Consider the following 16855-nt stretch of genomic DNA (forward strand, 5'->3'; position numbering starts at 1 on the left):
ATTATGCGCAGTTATACATCCCAAACCCTAAAATGACCAATCAGTCATCTTTAGGCCACAACCCTGATTCCCGCCAACCTGCCTATCTATCGGTTATCGAATCTACAAGGCACCCAGTTGGGTCGCGCTACGCTCCATAGTCGCTTCGCGCTCCCGGATGGGTGCCGGAGGTTTGCTGAAAGCATACACAGTGACCCCCTTGAGTTCAAAAGCAAAAACGGAGCCAGCGCGATAAATTAGCGTATAACCGAATCGTGACAGCTGTTCAGTCGTTAGCGTGACGGCTCGGTCATCCGGCAACTGTGCCTCAAAATAGTTCAGGTCGTTGATGGATGCCACAAAATACAGCACCTGGAACCAGGTGCATTTGGATAAGTAAGAACCAAGCGGAAACCTGGATAACCGGATTAACGCCCTCGCCTTCTTTTGGGGATAAGCAACAAGTCTGTTGCGAATTGAATAACTGGTGGGCGCGCGCCCTAATGGTACGGGTAGTTGCAGCCCTGTGTTGCTAAATCCAACGCAATAACCATACATCTCGTCTGGTTGATTTCACGCGCCAGTATGCCCTGCAAAGAAAATACATGCCGATCAGAAATACGGCCCACACTAAATAGGCTCGCCACAATGCTGGCTCATATCCTACCGGCCAATCATCAGAACCCGCCGTGAGCATATTTACCGCATTACCGTAGTTCAAAGCGGTCCAGATTTGTGAGGATAAATGAATCAATGGAATATGTAGCAAATAGAAAAACAGCGGCACCTTACCGAAAGTAGCTAATATACTTGCCCCCCAAAACTGGAATCGCTGGGCAAATGCCATTAGTAATAAACATAATCCCAAGGTAATAGCGATAAATTGCAGCGATGCGGGATATTTACTCACATTCAGAAAGGACAAAATGGAAAAAACAGAGGTTGATTGGGCGAGATAAGGAGAAGGATCACCGTATTGTCCCCAGGCCCGTAATACAATAAACAGGCACAATGAGGCCCCACCCAATAAGGTAGTCCAGGGCACAATATGTTGGGGATATTTTACATACAAGTGGCCCAATAAATAACCCAACAACATCACTCCGGGCCAAGGTAACAAAGGATAGGCGATGAAAAAGTGATACCCGCTGTTAAACACTTCGAACCCACCGCGTTGATGCAAAATATGCCACCACCACTGCCATCCATCGGTGGGCTGAATACCATTTAACAAATCATGTCCAGCCACCATTATTACTGCCAATAGTGCCAGTGGCAAAACAGGCAACCAAATAGCGGCGGCACAGAAAATCATTGATAAACCGATAACCCAAATCACTTGTAGCCAGAGATAATCAATGGGTAAGGCTGCCTTCCAGCTGATATTGACAACCACGATTTCCAACAAGACCAACCACAATCCCCGCAACAACAGGTAGCGGCTTAATGCCATTTTATCCCCCTGCTTGGCCAACTGGAGATAAGCAGATACCCCCGCCAGGAAAATAAAAGCCGGGGCACAAAAATGAGTTATCCAACGCGTCATGAACCATGCGGGGGATGTGTGGGAAAGATCCAATGTCGAAAAAGCCGTAGGAGCCCAATAATCCCTAATATGATCCAGAGCCATCAATACAATTGCCAATCCCCTGATAACATCAATCCCCTGATAACGGTCAGTGTGCGTCATACTGCTCATCACATCTCTCCGGCACGTCGAACTGAAGTGGTCCAGAAGTTCACTGAAAGCGATAAGGAAAGTGAACGAACATGGTGAAACCAGCCATCAGGGATAAACAACATATCACCGGATCCAACCAACACTTTTAAAAAGTTAACCTCTTGTGCTTCCGGATGACGGGAATAGTCAGGTTCCTCGGCATTAACCTCGCTTCCTTCGAGGCCGCCATCCTTGTGGGTAGCCCAGGCATATAGATGTGTTCGCTCATGCGGTGCAGCAAGAATAAAAGCTTTTTCTCCCCAGACCTGGGCAAACAGGTTATCGGAGTCATCGCGATGCAAGGGGGTTACAGTACCCTGGGGGCCAATCCAGATACGTGGAGGAATATATTGGTCATGTCGGAAATATACCGGCCAGCGAATTAATGTTTCCAGGGATTCCGGCAGTGAATTACTACCGAGATACTCAGGCAGTTTATTATCTCCTGTTTTATATGCTTTAGCGGAGCGAATAAAGTCTGCCATAGATTCAGCTTTGAACTTGCGGTTTTTGGAAAAAGTTTGCGATACATAATCACCTGTTCGGATCATGCCTTGCAGTCCTTCAAAATGAAGTACACTTTCTTCCTGGCTCATGTTGTAAAGCGGCCACTCTTTCAAGGCATTGGTAATGATGACCGGTTTGCATGGGAGCACATACTGCTGATAGAAAACCTCAGGTGACAAGTCATCACTATCCCACCGCTCTACTGTACGAAGTGGTGGCTGTGCAGCTGTTACAAACTCTGAATAGCGTTCAGGCGCAGGAAAGCGTTGCTCTTCAACATTTGAATCAATTTTGTTTTCGGTATTCCTGTCACTCAGGGATGCTCGAATTGCCTGGGGTAGTAAGGTGGCCAATCCGAAATCGCCTTCTACCAGGATTTTCCCCGCCGTGAATAAGCGTTCAAGATCACGACTTTTATTGGCTACAGCAACGAAGTCATCGGTTGACATCTTGATCGTAACATCGGAAGGAGCATCACAATGCCCGACCTTCACTGAATCGGATACTGTGATGGAAAGGCTGTCGCCAGAAGTAAACTGAAATGCCAACACCCCCTGCATACCGGGAATTTCATTTGCTCGGGCGAATATTTTTTCAGCAATTCTCTCAAGCTCCATTCTTGGCATCCTCATTAAAGAAGTGTTGTTATCTCACAGCATCTTAAACGAGATGATTAAAGTAAAATTTACCTGGCAGCCTATCAACTTATGTAAATGATCTTGAATGGGGAACCATTAACCCAGAGTTGAGCTAGAGTAAGACGAATAGGAAGTGCAACTTCTTTCAGGCAAGATGGGTCCTAAAATAGGATGACCCCCTAATATTTGTGCCAATCAGGGAGCTTTGAGGTAAAATATCTTAATGAAAAAGCAAACCGATATCCCCTCAGCAGATAATAACGTTGACGCTATAGTCAGGGCGGCGGCAGACTGGTGTATGCTCATACACTCGGACGAGTGCAGTCCAGCGGACCAGGTAGCCTTTAACCAGTGGCTCAAGCAAGATCCGGCTCATGAACAGGCCTATAACAAAATACGCCAGGTTTGGGGGCTGAGTGAGCAATTGACGCCAACAATATCTTCCCCATGGGCACAAGCCAATACCTCCCCAAAAACTACCCAGCCTTTGCCAATCGCGGCCAAAACACCTTATTGGCCATGGCAATCCATCGCCTGGGCGGTATCACTGGCAAGCATCCTGTTGGTAACACTGGGCTACCTTGGTTGGACATTAAATTGTGTGCCAAATGAATATCATCGTTACAGCACGGAACAAGCCCGCAGCCACGTGATATTACCCGATGGCACCCGGGTTGAAATGAACCTTAACACCCAAATCAGTTATGCCAACTACCGCGACAGGCGCCATGTCAGTATTAATGGCAATGGAGAAGCGTTTTTCAATGTCTCGCACAATACAAAACACCCCTTTAAAATCAGTGCAGCCAACGGGACGATAACGGTTACAGGAACAGCATTTAATGTCTGGAAATATGGAAAAGATGTTGCAGTGACTGTTACAGAAGGTTCAGTAATCGTCCAAAATGGCAAAGATACTGTTCATCTGACACCTGGCATGAAAGCAGAATATACGGCTAAATACTCACTCAAGGTATCATTTGGTGATCTTGACCAGGCATTGGCATGGCAATCCGGCAAGCTCATCCTGGATGATCAACCTCTCGCGAAAGCCATACCACAGATTGCTCGCTATCTTGATGAATCTATTATCCTGACCGATGCCACTGTGGCCAATTTACGCATTGGTGGTATCTACAATACCGAAAATCTTGATGATCTCATTACTGCCCTCCCCCAAATATTGCCCCTATCTATCAAAAAACGATTCTGGAGTGGTATAGAAATCTCCAGTTATCCGCATTAAGTCTCACCATATGTTGCAGCCAAATAGTGTTTCCACTTACAAAAACACTATTTAGCTGCAATGAATAAAGTAAGGCGGTGCCCTTCCCCATCCCTACCCTACATGGCGACTATTTATATTCCTTGGGGAAAAAGTGTGATGCGTTTCAATACGCCAGACTCGATTTGCACATCGGTAAATGGTAATTCAGGCCACGATTGCTGGGAAAATAGTTGTGTTTGATCAACAAAGTGTTCAGATAGCGGATCACTGGATTGAGAATAAGCCAGTACTCCCCACGCTTTGGGGCCTGCATTGTCAAACTCAACCAATTGAATATAACTACTGCCTCTGGTCACTTTGAAATAATCTTCATCAAGCTCAGACTCTATAACGTTATACACACCCAGTTCACCATAGCCCCCCGGAATTGGGATTTTGCGACCATTCTTTACAACGGCCTGTATATCTCCCCAGTGAATATTAGATGGAATCCCCATGTTCTCTAACTTATCATTAGCAGCACGCAATACGGTCACTACAGCTTGCACCACCTCAGGGTTGTCCAAATTGATACCGTAGGGCGTGTGTAACGGATTCTTTGGATTAAATGGAACGCGCCATCTATTTTCTATCTGCGCAAACCCCATGGCAAATTCAGAAAAAAGCAACAAGCCAGCCCCACTGTTCACGTTGGCTTTGCTATCCCATTGGTCTAATTTTGCGCAAGCTTGCTTTAAATCCTTGCTGTCTCTATGTAACTTACACAAGCTAAGAAGATCATCCATAATCAGATCGGCCAAATACACGCGGTTGTCAGTCACCAGCTCGCGTAAATCAGCCGCCGTTGTTCTATTTGATTCCTGCAGACGACTGACTGCAAATCGCGTCCTTAATCCAAGTTGCGAATCAGATCGGCTGACTAATGGCGAAAAACCCGTTAGTGGATCTAATGGGTTGCTTAACCAGGCGCTGTCATTGGAGTTTTGGACATAATCTTCCCGTACTAACGCCGGCAACTTAACCGCCGGAACAATACCAGGTTGAGCAGCTCTTTCATCAACTATCCATTGGCATTGTTGCGTTGAGCCATCCAGCACAACCAATCCGTGTTTGATCAGCATTGGATCAGCACAAGTGTTTAACTGGTTATCAGTCAAAAATGGTATAACAGATTGATTCAAATACAACGCTTTTCCCGTTGCGTCTACAGCTACTGTATTTACCCACGGAATTCCCTGTAATTGGGCCAGGCTTCGCTGCAATTCCTTCGTATCTCGCACCTGGTTTATCGAGTACCACTGTGATAAAACACGGGTATTGTCCCGGTTGGCATCGCGTAGAGCAAAAGCCGTATTTTTGTCCCAGGCAAGCATTCCGGGAATGACCACTACAGGGCCGTATTCAGATTCATAAATGGCGTGTTTGACTTCGGATACATTACCGTCATTATCCTTGGCAGACACTGTTATGGTTATTTTCTTAAGTGGTCGTGACTCATCTCCTACAAGATATCGTGTTGGATCTTTGGGATCGAGCTTCAATCGATATAACGTAAAATGGCTGGAGGTATCAACGGTATGGGTCCAGGCTATGTGCTGATTAAAACCAATATTGATCAAGGGTAAACCCGGTAGTGCTGCCCCCATCACATCCAATTTACCAGGAATAGTCAAATGCATCTGGTAAAAGCGTTGTGCTCCCACCTCCCAGGGAAAATGGGGGTTTGCCAATAACAATCCCTTGCCATTCATCGCACGGGCCTTACCTATTGCAAGCGCATTACTGCCCAGTGATGAGACGGACTTGCCACCAAACAACCAGTTCCTATCGAACTCAATATGAGCTAATAACTGGCTGGTATTGGCACGAATTGACATACTATCTAAATGCTGTGGCGGAGAGGCGCCAATCATAGGACCGACAAACTGTTTTAATCCTCCCTCCACCAACAGGCTACGTACAAGACGAACCAGGTCCTGGGTCAGGATTGGCCTTAGCCACTCGTCTTTTTGACAACTTATATCACCTGGTTTTGCTTCCGCAAGATAGCGATTAAATCCCTGTACATACCCCCTTAATAATTGTTGGATAGCTTCTGGTTGTTTTTGCCAAAAAGTATCAACCTGATAATCATTATTCAACCATGAATAAAATAGATCAGATGCAAGATTATTGATCTGTGCACTGGATGTTTTTTCAGTGCCAAAGAAGCGGGAACGCTCTCCATTTGCAGTAATTATTTCCTGCACCAGGAGACAAGCATTGTCACGTGAATAGGCATAACCAATTCCATATCCCAGGCCAAATTCATTATCTGCCTTAATATGAGGAATGCCATAGGTTGTCCAGCGAATATCGGCTATCTGCTGTTTTTCGGTGTTTACAGCACAACTGATCAGAAATCCAATTATTATAGAAATCAACAATATCGGTAGCTTTTCTATAGTTGTACGCAATATTGGAAAAATACTCTGCCTACCGAACATTTACTGTTCCCCTTTTATACATTAATAAATAGCCTATTAGTACTAAGTAGGTAACGAGCATCCAACAGTAAAATTTATAGGGGTAAAGAGCGATGAGAATGATACGTTTATAGTAGGGAGCATTTATTAAGCGAGACTTCATTATGTCTAGATTACCAATAAAAAAAGTCCTGGACGAACAGGAAAAGCTAACAGGAACCTATATCAGCTATTGCCGGGGAATACCGGTGACGGTGTATTACCACAATCAGGTATTGACTGTAAAACCAACACCACATTCAAAACAGCAGATTTGGTCATGGCAACCTGAAACCGGCATTCTAGCCACAGAAGAAGGTGACTATGATGGACTACTCCCCATACTTGAAAGCCTGTTCGGTCAAATACCTTTACCGGATAGAATTTACCTAACCTTGAGTGCATCACTTCAATCTTTGTTACTCCAATCCGGTATGGTACATATATCTCCTACCGGAAAAATGGTTATCAGTCGAGATATTTTTTGGCAATTAAATGATCTATGGCTGACCTTCCCTTCTTCTCCTTATCCACAACAGCTGATTATGGGAAATGCCCAATGTCGGCACCCCATCCGGCCAGCCAAAAAAACAGGTACCTTATATCGCCGTTTTATTCCCTGGTTGAGTCAAACCCTAAGTTTCAGGGCACTGGATATCAAAGAGGACTTAATAGATTTCCACCGGTGGATGCACAACCCGCAAGTTGCTGAATTTTGGCAACAAGCCGATAGTTGTGAAACACTATCTGACTATCTACAAACATTGGAACAAGATGCTCATTGCCAAACCATCATTGGATGCTTTGACGAAAAACCCTTTGCTTATTTTGAAATCTATTGGGCAAAAGAGGATCGAATTGCTCCATTTTACATACCTGATGACTATGATCGCGGCTGGCATCTCTTAGTGGGAGAAGAGGCCTATAGAGGGAAAGATTGGTTCTGCGCCTGGTTTCCCTCATTGCAACATTATCTTTTTCTTGATGATTCCCGCACACAACGCATTGTCGCCGAACCAAGGCATGACAATATTAAGTTAATTCGCAATGCCCATAAGTTTGGGTTCGGGACAATAAAAACCTTTGAGTTTCCACACAAAAAAGCACAACTTCTTATGTTATTGCGAGAAAACTTCTTTCAGGGAAACCATATACATCCTTCAATATTGTTATAGGCCCATCTACATTCAGTTAAATTCGGGCTTCCTCAAGGGCAACATGACTAACATTTGATGGGATGCGGCACTGCCGTAGATAATTATGCAATGAAACCGCTATCTCTTCAGATCGATAAGGCAGTACAGATAGTAAAGTATCACTCAGCCCATGTGTGGATTCGCAAAAACCCTGCATATAAATGGCGGGTTTACAACGGGGATCTGTTTGAATACGATAATCCCGACCTACCGAATAGTCTCCCAAATACCTGTCCAACTGGGCCAGCAAATGGCGGTGCTGTTTTCTTTCATATCCTGTTGCCAAAATAACAGCATCATACCGCTCGCGGCTAAACTCACCATTACTTTTATCCAATAAATTTAACCATATACCTTCCCTATTGGCTTCTGCACCTTCAATATTGCGTAAACGGCAATATCTGTGGCGCATATTCCCTTCAACTTTCTGACGATAAAAGATAGCGTAAATGCGCTCAATCAGATCAACATCTACTACGGCATAATTGGTATTATGGTATTCCTTGATATAACGCACCCGCTCCGCTTCATCCTGGTTGTAGATTAGGTCAGTAAATTCAGGCGCAAAAATTTCATTGACAAAAGGTGTATCATCAGCTGGCTTTATGGAAGATCCTCTGATAATCCAATCAACGGATACAGAGGGATAACAATCATTAAGATCAATAAATGCCTCTGCTGCACTCTGGCCTCCACCGACGATGGCAATACGCATAGAGGTTGATGGAGAAATGCCCAGCTGGTTAATACGCGCAATATATTCCGCATGATGGAAAACCCGGCGATCTCCCTTTAATAACTGGAAAACAGAAGGAATACTTGGTGTGCCACCAGCACTGATGACTACGGATTGGGTTTCCCTGTACTGCTCATTCCCCTCAACACCCTGTGATACCACTCGTAGAGTATCTACAACACCATGACGAAAAACTGGCTCAATTGCGGTAACTTCTTCGCCATAATGACATACGGATTTAAAATGACTGGCAGTCCAACGCAGATAATCATTAAATTCCATGCGGCATGGATATAACGTGCCGAGATTAATGAAATCTACTAAACGCCGATGTTTATGGAGATAGTTAACAAAAGAATAAGGGCTTTTAGGGTTTCTGAGCGATACTAAATCTTTTAAAAAAGAAATTTGCAAATCACTCTGTCCAACCAAAGTATTACCATGCCATTGGTAATTCACTTGTTTATCTAAAAATAGAGTATTTAGCGTTTTATATTGAGAGGACTGCTCTTCAAGTGCGATAGCCAAAGCCAAATTGGATGGACCAAAGCCTATGCCAATCATATCATAAAGCATGGATTCCGCTGTATGGGTCATGTACCAACTCCCCTTGTGCTATTCAAGTGACTTATGGAAATATAAAAAATCATCGGTGTTGTTAACAAATAACGAATCTTAAATAATGGAATTTACTGTTGTTACGGCTGTTTTCTATCAATTATCGAAACTTCGTATTAACGATAGTGTGGGGATATGTCAGGAAAATTATTTTTCCAGTTTTAAATTGCGTGCATACCATGGGCGGCGAGCAATCCGCCGTAGCAAATCCGGTACATCGGTTTCTCCACTGAGCGCAATACGCAAAGCTAACTTCATCTCTTCTTTATTTAATGCAACCCTATCACGCCTGTTTTTTGAGGGTATACAGCCATAAGAAGATGCTCCCAACCAGGGATCTGCTATTTGTACCCATCGTCCTGGGGCAAACCATGACACCCCCTTTATGGTCTTTCGCTCCACCTCACCAGGGTGAATACGCTCATGGGCACGAAACCAATCCTCAACACGATCATCAATCCAGCCGTGAAACATCCAGAACACCGGATTGACGTGTGATGAGAAAGGATCACCTAGATAATCATTTTCTGGTAAAAACCAACGGGGAGAAAAATCGGTATAACGCCTATCCCAAAATAATGGCATTCCATTGCTGGGGTCACGGGTGACAGTAGCCCAGCGCATGTGTAACCAATCATGAATACCCAATTCTAATTCCGAGCCAAACTCACCCAGTGTCATTTGACTTAGGTACTCAGGATCATGATAGAGGGATTCCCATACCTGATAGTTACTGTAAAAGGCTTCACTGCCCTTGACACTACGCAACCACTGGGAATACTCCTCATCTTCTGTAGGCTCCCAGGCCGGGGGTACAGAACAGCCATCAACATTTTCGTAGTAGCGAATAAATCCCTGGCGATCGTATTCTATAAATGGGGCTGGCAATGGCAATCGAGACCAACACACTAAATCTGGCTGTAGTTCACGCGCTCGCTGCATCATGCCTCGGTGCATAAACAGAAAATCTTCGCCAGAGCCATTGCGATGCTTGGCTCGTCCACGAGCGTCACGCTCTCGTCCAATTGGGCCCGGCTGCCACCCTAAACCCCTGAGTGCCTCGCGTTTTTTTTCAGACAACTGATGCCACTTGTCGCGAGATGCATGCCATATTTGATGAAATAAACGATGTTCTACTGACGATAGCCAAGCTAATAGTTCGGCATTAAGTGGTTTGCGTTCACGCGCCTCAGGGAATAATCGCTTGTGTGCGACAAAACGCTTTTTTTGCTCTGGTAGTTGTAGTGAATAACCTAGGTCTCGCAAGTTTCCACTCAAGGTTCCCGCACCGGCATTTCCCCAGCTATCCCATATTTCGTCCATGACAGCGTCACATTCATAACGGGGACCATGTTCATCACATAGAATCCAGCGTACGCGGGGTGCACTTAATGTAGCCAGGCTACCCAATACTCGATATTCAGGCTCGTTTTTATCACGCAACGATATTGCTGTGCCTAAATAACCACGCAATGCGCGACCGGTTACTCCCACATCCAGGATCATTTCCAATTTGTCGTGTGGTAAAGCATCCAGCTTGCCATTATCGAGCAACTGAAAATCCCAGATGCCGCGTAATTTCTCTGCCAGTAGATCACCTTGGTGTGAAGCAGGTTCAGCAACAGCCTCGCCCGCTGTAACGTCTTTATCATTATTTATTAACCGATTCCGGATCTCCCGCTGGGCGTAATAAACCCCTGGAATTACCAGGCCAGCAGCAGTAAGGGATGCCAGGAACTTTCTGCGGGAAAACGTCATCCGGAAAATAGCCTTAAGTTATGATCATTACTAATGACTTTCTGCTCCACTTACCCGCAATGACAATGCCTGTAATATCTATGTGGAGACCGACAGCCGGTTATTTTTTATAGTAACGTCGAGTTAATAATTAAATTTACCCTGTAACCACGATTTAAAAATCAACCCGATAACCTGTGCCCTACAAATTAAATTTCAATGGTAATTACTCGTTATTACCCAGACAGACAAAAGTACATACGAGGTTTTGATGAAGCCACTTCGCATTATTAAACCAAAATCGATCTGGTTTTGGTTGGTATTAATTTTGGTAGTAATTGGGGCTTTAGGCGCCAGTTATTGGCTGTGGTTACAACGAAGCGATATCAATTACCCCAAAGAAATTAGGGAGCATGCCAAAGCACTGCATGAACGGATTATCTCTTTTGATAGCCATATCGATATTCCTATCACTTTTAACACCAGTGGCAGGGAAGCGAATGTTGACGGCCCTTATCAATTCGATCTGATTAAAGCGGGAAAAGGACGGTTATCCGGAGCGGCACTGACTATTTTTGCCTGGCCTGAGATGTGGAGTGGCCCTAATGCCCCGCATCGCCCGACACCTGGCATGGTTGAGGGCGCGCGCAATGAACAGGAGGCCCGCTACAAAATTATCCAGAGTATTGTCCGGGATTTTCCCAACCAGGCAGGTATTGCCTATACACCGGATGACTTTTACCGCTTGGTGGATGAGGGAAAATTCGCCATTGTAATCAGCATGCTCAATGCTTACCCATTTGGTGAGGATATATCACAACTCGACCGCTGGGCTGCTCGTGGTATGCGCATGTTTGGCTTCAGTTATGTAGGTAACAACCTATGGGCTGACTCATCGCGCCCCATGGCTTTTTTTAATGACACACCTAATGCCTTGGGTGGTTTATCTACATTAGGAAAACAAGCTGTAAGACGGCTGAACGATTTAGGCGTAATCATTGATATTTCACACATGTCAAACAAAGCTGTAAAAGATGTCGTTGAATTAACCCGTGCCCCCGTTGTTGCTTCACACTCAACCGTGCGGGGTATTGTTGATATTCCTCGCAATCTGAGCGATGAAGAATTGCAGCTGATCAAGCAAACTGGCGGCGTAGTACAAATTGTCGGTTTTCCTACCTATCTGCGCCCGCTCAGTAATTTAACTTTACAAAAATTGAATAAATTACGGGAAAAATTCCAACTTCCCCCCCTGGAAACACTGGATAACCTGGCCAATGCCCATATGCCTGGTGACGCAATAATCGCCATTTGGCCTGAGCAGAAATTCGCTGAATATGCCGGTGCCCTCTACGATATTATTGAGCAAGAACCAAAGGCAACATTAGATGACTTGGGTAATGCCATCGACTACGCCGTAAAGAAAGTAGGTATTGATCATGTTGGTATCAGCTCCGACTTTAATGATGGCGGAGGTGTTATCGGCTGGAAGGATGTCAGTGATACCCGCAATGTCACGGCTGAATTAATAAAACGGGGCTATTCAGATACCGATATCGCCAAGTTATGGGGTGGCAATTTTCTGCGAGTATGGAAAGAGGTTCAAACCCGGGCGCACCCCATCGCCGCTGCAGAACAACCAATTTCTATTCACTAAGAGACATACATGAGCACATCTACCCTATGGCAGGAAACTAATTCCCTGCTCAAACCGTTCCGATTACGCATACTGATCGCCGCCCTACTCGGAATTTTCAGCGGTTTGGCCACGACAGCACTATTAGCGACGATTAACCTTACGTTAAATGCTGATGGCTCTAATAACCAACTTATTGTTACCTTTGTCGGTTTGTGCCTGCTGGTCATGGCCTGTACTGCCGGGTCAAACCTGATGGTTAACTATATTGGACAGCATGTGATCTTGCGGTTGCGGCAGAGTTTGGCCAAGAAAGTATTATTGGCCCCTATTGAACAGCTGGAGCGTTTTCGCAGTCACAGGCTTATTCCTGTACTGGTTGATGATGTTGATACCATTAATAAGTTTGTCCTTGATATTGCTCCATTAATTGTGTCGTTTGCGATTACCCTGGGCTGCCTATCCTATCTGGCTTACTTATCTTGGCAGATTTTACTCCTGACGATACTTACCGTTGCAATCGGCAGTTTTGCCCAATACCTGGCCCATCGTTTCGGCAAGCCCCATCTGGACGAGGCCCGCGATGCTACAGATGACCTGCAAAACCTGTATGAAACATTATCTGATGCCGCCAAAGAACTACGTATCCAACGGCCTCGTCGCTATCAATTATTCTCCGTCCAAATACCGCAAGTAACGGAGCGTATTTGCCGAGCCAATATTCGTGCAACAAATGTTTTTATCAGTGCGGGTACTTTTGGCTCCATTTTGTTTTTTGTGGTGATCGGTATGGCTATTGTCTATCAGGCAATGTGGCCATTGGTTGATAAAACGATGCTGGGTGGATTTGTACTGGTCATGCTTTATGTAAAAGCACCCCTGGAGTTTATGATAACGACTATACCCAATGTCACCCGGGCTCAAGTTGCCTTCCAGCGTATTGCTACGCTATCTAGGCAATTTCTCTCTCCGGAACCTCACCTGCTCACCACAAAAAATCTTCATTCATCCGTTGGGACTGTACCTGGTCAGGAATGGCGTAATCCAGTTGCCCCATTCCAGCGGCTACAGCTCAAATCCATACAATACACCTTTCCCTCCAATGATGATCTTCCTCCTTTCAAGCTGGGGCCGTTGAGCCTGGATATTCATGCCGGAGATATAGTGTTTATTGTCGGCGAGAACGGTTGTGGCAAAACCACACTCATTAAATTACTGCTCGGACTCTATGAGCCCCAACAAGGTCAAATCCTCCTCAATGGCAAACCGGTTTTCAGGGAGTCGTTGGATGATTATCGCCAACTGTTTACTACCGTCTTTTCCGATTACCACCTGTTTGAGGAGCTTGCCCAGGGCTTGGATCATTTACCTGAACAGGCTATGCATTACCTGCAGCGCATGGATATTGCGCATAAAGTTGGTATACGCAATGGGGCCTTTACGACGACAGAACTATCCACCGGACAACGCAAGCGTTTGGCACTGATCAATGCATGGCTGGAAAATCGCTCCATTCTCATCTTCGACGAATGGGCAGCGGACCAGGATCCCACCTTTCGGCGGATTTTTTATACGGAGTTATTGCCCGATTTAAAGCGGCTGGGCAAAACACTCGTTGTCATTTCACACGATGATCGCTATTTTCATGTGGCGGATAGGATTGTCGAACTTAATGCAGGAGTGGTCGTAGACAAGGCAGAGGAAGTAGTATAGGTTCCTTCCATAGTCGATACGGAAGGAAAAATTCCTATATAAATCAATTGGTTATAAATAGCCTATAACGAAATTAAAAAATAATCAATTATTCCTAAATTTTCTACCGGACCGTTCGTTTATCTTGGATGACAACATCAACAAGAGAGGGCCATATGTCCGATAAGTCTATTTCTGCATTGAGAACCAAAAAGAAAGCAAAACCTGGTATTGATCACATTTGGCCATGGGCCAGGCATTCATGTATTGCACTGGCAATGGCTGCATCAATGCAGGTAATTGCACAGCAACCCATTAATATCCCTGCCCAACCATTAGCAGATGCACTAAAGCAACTGGGGGAAAAAACAGGCCTGCAGATTATTTATGATGCTGCAATTATAAAAGGCCTCAACAGCCAATCGGCGCAAGGATCGAACTCCCAGGAAGTGCTGCGGCAACTCCTGGGAAACACCAATATAAAATATACGATTTCAGGTAATTCGGTGACTTTACATGCACAGAATAATGCTGCCGCTTTGCCATCAGTACAAATTATTAGTGCCCCATTAGGTTCTACTACTGAAGGTTCCGGTTCTTATACGACTGGTGATACCAACAGTTCTACCGGACTGGCCTTGTCCTTGCGCGAGACCCCCCAATCAATTACGGTGATGAGCCATGATCGCTTGAAGGATCAAGGCCTGACTGATGTCGACAAGGTGATGGAGCAGGTTGTAGGTATAGAGCCAGACAGAAGAAGCTCAATAGGTGGCGATTCTGTTGGGTATGTCGCGCGTGGTTTTTTCGTGTCAAATTATCAGGTTGATGGAATCCCCAGGCCAGCTGCTATTTACGGCTTCTCTGAAGATAAAGCCGATCTGCTAGCCTATGACCGCCTTGAAATTGTACGCGGCCCCTCAGGTTTGATGACCGGTGCAGGAAACCCATCCGCTGCTATCAACTTGATCCGCAAACGCCCCACTGATGATTTTCAGGCTAATATATCAGCCAAAACTGGCTCCTGGGATTTGTATCGCCTGCAAACCGATGTTGCTGGTTCATTGAGTGATAGTGGCAAGGTGCGTGGCAGATTTGCTGTAGCCAAACAGGAAAACGATACTTTTGTTGAGCGTGAGCACATTGACCGGCAGATAGTCTATGGTGTTGTGGACGCGATGCTCTTTGAGACAACTGAGGTGTTTGCCGGGGTTGAGTATCAGGACATCAAAGCTACAGGCGTGTCTCGTGGTGGTGTGCCCTTGTATTTCAGTGATGGATCAAAGACAAACCTGGATACCTCCACCAACTCCGGCACTGACTGGTCGGCATTTAATCACGACAGCACAACGGTGTTTGTTGGGTTGGAGCACTTTTTCAGTGAGATCTGGAAGCTGAAACTCGACGCTGAGCATAAAGAGGGAACCTATGACCAGAAGTTTGGCTATGCCTACGCAAGAACCATTAATAAAGACACAGGGGCTGGTGCCATGCTGTACAGCACGCGCTGGAATGGCGATACAGAACTCAACGCCTTCAATGCCAACCTTCAGGGAGCTTTTGAGTGGTTCGGGCGCAACCATGAACTGGCATTCAACCTGTTCCACGCTGCCTATAAGTCAGAGGCACCGGCTTATCCCGGTTGGTATGACGGTGGGGACTACAGGGCTACCATAAGCAATATTTTCGATTTTTATAACACTGGCGCATGGCCGGAGCCTGATTTAAGTGCAACGGGTATCATCAATGGTGGAGATGTAAAAACGACTTCATTGTCTGGTGTTATACGCCTGAAACCATCGGATTCCGTTTCAGTTATTTTGGGTTCACGGCTTACTGACTGGGAACAAACAAGATGGAGTAAAAATACTGGCGCCGCTGCAATAACCTCACCGGTAACCAAGGAAAACGGTGTTATTACTCCCTACACTGGTCTGGTAGTAGATATTACCGATAATTGGTCAGCCTATGCCAGCTATACCAGTATCTTTGAGCCGCAGAGTGTAAAAGATATTACCGGTAACACTCTGGACCCCTTGGAGGGCAATAACTACGAGTTGGGATTAAAGGCGGGATATTTGAACGGGCGGCTTAATATCAGCGCCGCTGTATTTCAAATGAAACAGGAAAACTACCCGGTGATCATAGGTAACCAAGTTACCGCTCCGGATGGCAGTCGTGCCTATCGCGCAGAAAAAGGAGTGGAAGCTGATGGCTTTGAAGTGGAAATCGCTGGCCAGTTGCTTCCAGGTTGGCAGATTGCAGGCGGCTTTGCACGTGCCAAGGCAGAGGACAACAATGGAAAACCATTGAGAAGCAGGATACCTGAAAATACTTTCAAAGTGTTTAGTTCCTACCAGCTCCATGGAGCGCTAAGTGGTTTTACTGTTGGAGGAAGTTTGCGCTGGCAGGATACAACTTATTTAGAAAATACTGGTCCGAATGGTGAAACTTTTGAGCAAAAGGAAGTGTTTTTGGTTGACACAATGGCCAAATATCTCGTGAATGATCATGTCACTCTTAGTCTGAATATCAACAACCTGTTTGATGAAACCTACTACGGTGCACTAGACGTAGGTAGTGCACGTTATGGTGAGCCGAGGAATATTAGCTTATCAATAAGCTATGATTTCTAGGTAATCCATCAGTTTGATAGGCAGCCCA

Annotated in this window: 11 protein-coding genes; 5 read left to right on the top strand and 6 right to left on the bottom strand. The window is 45.4% G+C overall.

Translation table 11 applies throughout. The features are described from left to right. Window positions 1–102 precede the first annotated feature (102 nt). The 3 genes from CJA_RS09060 to CJA_RS09070 all read right to left on the bottom strand — a co-directional run bounded on the left by CJA_RS09060 (window position 103) and on the right by CJA_RS09070 (window position 2823). Complete coding sequence (locus CJA_RS09060) at window positions 103–339, bottom strand: hypothetical protein (protein WP_148208839.1); 237 nt, start codon at window positions 337–339, stop codon at window positions 103–105. 172 nt (window positions 340–511) lie between these two features. Beyond that, the gene (locus CJA_RS09065; protein WP_041551384.1) at window positions 512–1678 is read right to left on the bottom strand and encodes an acetyltransferase domain-containing protein; all 1167 of its coding nucleotides are present in this window, start codon (window positions 1676–1678) and stop codon (window positions 512–514) included. Next, window positions 1678–2823: a cupin-like domain-containing protein gene (locus CJA_RS09070; RefSeq protein ID WP_012487477.1), complete on the bottom strand. Its 1146-nt coding sequence runs from the start codon at window positions 2821–2823 to the stop codon at window positions 1678–1680. Before CJA_RS09070 ends, CJA_RS09065 begins: the two co-directional genes overlap by 1 nt. A gap of 244 nt (window positions 2824–3067) precedes the next feature. Here CJA_RS09070 and CJA_RS09075 point away from each other — a divergent pair, with 244 nt between their 5' ends. Next, the gene (locus CJA_RS09075) at window positions 3068–4090 is read left to right on the top strand and encodes a FecR family protein (RefSeq protein WP_012487478.1); all 1023 of its coding nucleotides are present in this window, start codon (window positions 3068–3070) and stop codon (window positions 4088–4090) included. Between the two features lie 113 nt (window positions 4091–4203). On the opposite strand, the gene pvdQ is transcribed toward CJA_RS09075, so the two are convergent. Next, complete coding sequence (pvdQ, locus tag CJA_RS09080; protein WP_012487479.1) at window positions 4204–6558, bottom strand: bifunctional acylase PvdQ; 2355 nt, start codon at window positions 6556–6558, stop codon at window positions 4204–4206. A 143-nt stretch (window positions 6559–6701) separates the two neighbouring features. On the opposite strand from pvdQ, the gene CJA_RS09085 reads away from it, so the two are divergent. Continuing rightward, window positions 6702–7751 (top strand): GNAT family N-acetyltransferase, encoded by a 1050-nt coding sequence (locus CJA_RS09085; RefSeq protein ID WP_012487480.1) that lies wholly within the window; start codon window positions 6702–6704, stop codon window positions 7749–7751. A gap of 16 nt (window positions 7752–7767) precedes the next feature. Here CJA_RS09085 and CJA_RS09090 read toward each other — a convergent pair whose 3' ends face one another. Both CJA_RS09090 and pvdP read right to left on the bottom strand, forming a co-directional pair. After that, window positions 7768–9105, bottom strand: a complete 1338-nt coding sequence (locus CJA_RS09090) for a lysine N(6)-hydroxylase/L-ornithine N(5)-oxygenase family protein (RefSeq protein WP_012487481.1) — start codon at window positions 9103–9105, stop codon at window positions 7768–7770. A 168-nt stretch (window positions 9106–9273) separates the two neighbouring features. Then, window positions 9274–10884, bottom strand: coding sequence for a pyoverdine maturation tyrosinase PvdP (gene pvdP / locus CJA_RS09095; RefSeq protein ID WP_012487482.1), 1611 nt, complete (start codon window positions 10882–10884; stop codon window positions 9274–9276). A 250-nt stretch (window positions 10885–11134) separates the two neighbouring features. Between pvdP and CJA_RS09100 the strand changes: the two genes are divergently transcribed. The 3 genes from CJA_RS09100 to CJA_RS09110 all read left to right on the top strand — a co-directional run bounded on the left by CJA_RS09100 (window position 11135) and on the right by CJA_RS09110 (window position 16827). Beyond that, on the top strand, window positions 11135–12520 hold the full coding sequence (locus CJA_RS09100) for a dipeptidase (RefSeq protein ID WP_012487483.1): 1386 nt from the start codon (window positions 11135–11137) through the stop codon (window positions 12518–12520). A gap of 9 nt (window positions 12521–12529) precedes the next feature. Next, window positions 12530–14212, top strand: a complete 1683-nt coding sequence (locus tag CJA_RS09105) for a cyclic peptide export ABC transporter (RefSeq protein ID WP_012487484.1) — start codon at window positions 12530–12532, stop codon at window positions 14210–14212. 155 nt (window positions 14213–14367) lie between these two features. After that, window positions 14368–16827, top strand: a complete 2460-nt coding sequence (locus CJA_RS09110) for a TonB-dependent siderophore receptor (protein ID WP_012487485.1) — start codon at window positions 14368–14370, stop codon at window positions 16825–16827. The last annotated feature ends 28 nt before the right edge of the window (window positions 16828–16855 follow it).

Source organism: Cellvibrio japonicus Ueda107 (assembly GCF_000019225.1).
Taxonomy (GTDB): Bacteria; Pseudomonadota; Gammaproteobacteria; order Pseudomonadales; family Cellvibrionaceae; genus Cellvibrio; species Cellvibrio japonicus.

Bases quoted from the DNA above. Each gene is read 5' to 3' on its own strand.
- CJA_RS09065 (WP_041551384.1), bottom strand. From the start codon at position 1,678: ATGAGCAGTATGACGCACACTGACCGTTATCAGGGGATTGATGTTATC.
- CJA_RS09070 (WP_012487477.1), bottom strand. From the start codon at position 2,823: ATGGAGCTTGAGAGAATTGCTGAAAAAATATTCGCCCGAGCAAATGAA.
- CJA_RS09075 (WP_012487478.1), top strand. From the start codon at position 3,068: ATGAAAAAGCAAACCGATATCCCCTCAGCAGATAATAACGTTGACGCT.
- pvdQ (WP_012487479.1), bottom strand. From the start codon at position 6,558: ATGTTCGGTAGGCAGAGTATTTTTCCAATATTGCGTACAACTATAGAA.
- CJA_RS09085 (WP_012487480.1), top strand. From the start codon at position 6,702: ATGTCTAGATTACCAATAAAAAAAGTCCTGGACGAACAGGAAAAGCTA.
- CJA_RS09090 (WP_012487481.1), bottom strand. From the start codon at position 9,105: ATGACCCATACAGCGGAATCCATGCTTTATGATATGATTGGCATAGGC.
- pvdP (WP_012487482.1), bottom strand. From the start codon at position 10,884: ATGACGTTTTCCCGCAGAAAGTTCCTGGCATCCCTTACTGCTGCTGGC.
- CJA_RS09100 (WP_012487483.1), top strand. From the start codon at position 11,135: ATGAAGCCACTTCGCATTATTAAACCAAAATCGATCTGGTTTTGGTTG.
- CJA_RS09105 (WP_012487484.1), top strand. From the start codon at position 12,530: ATGAGCACATCTACCCTATGGCAGGAAACTAATTCCCTGCTCAAACCG.
- CJA_RS09110 (WP_012487485.1), top strand. From the start codon at position 14,368: ATGTCCGATAAGTCTATTTCTGCATTGAGAACCAAAAAGAAAGCAAAA.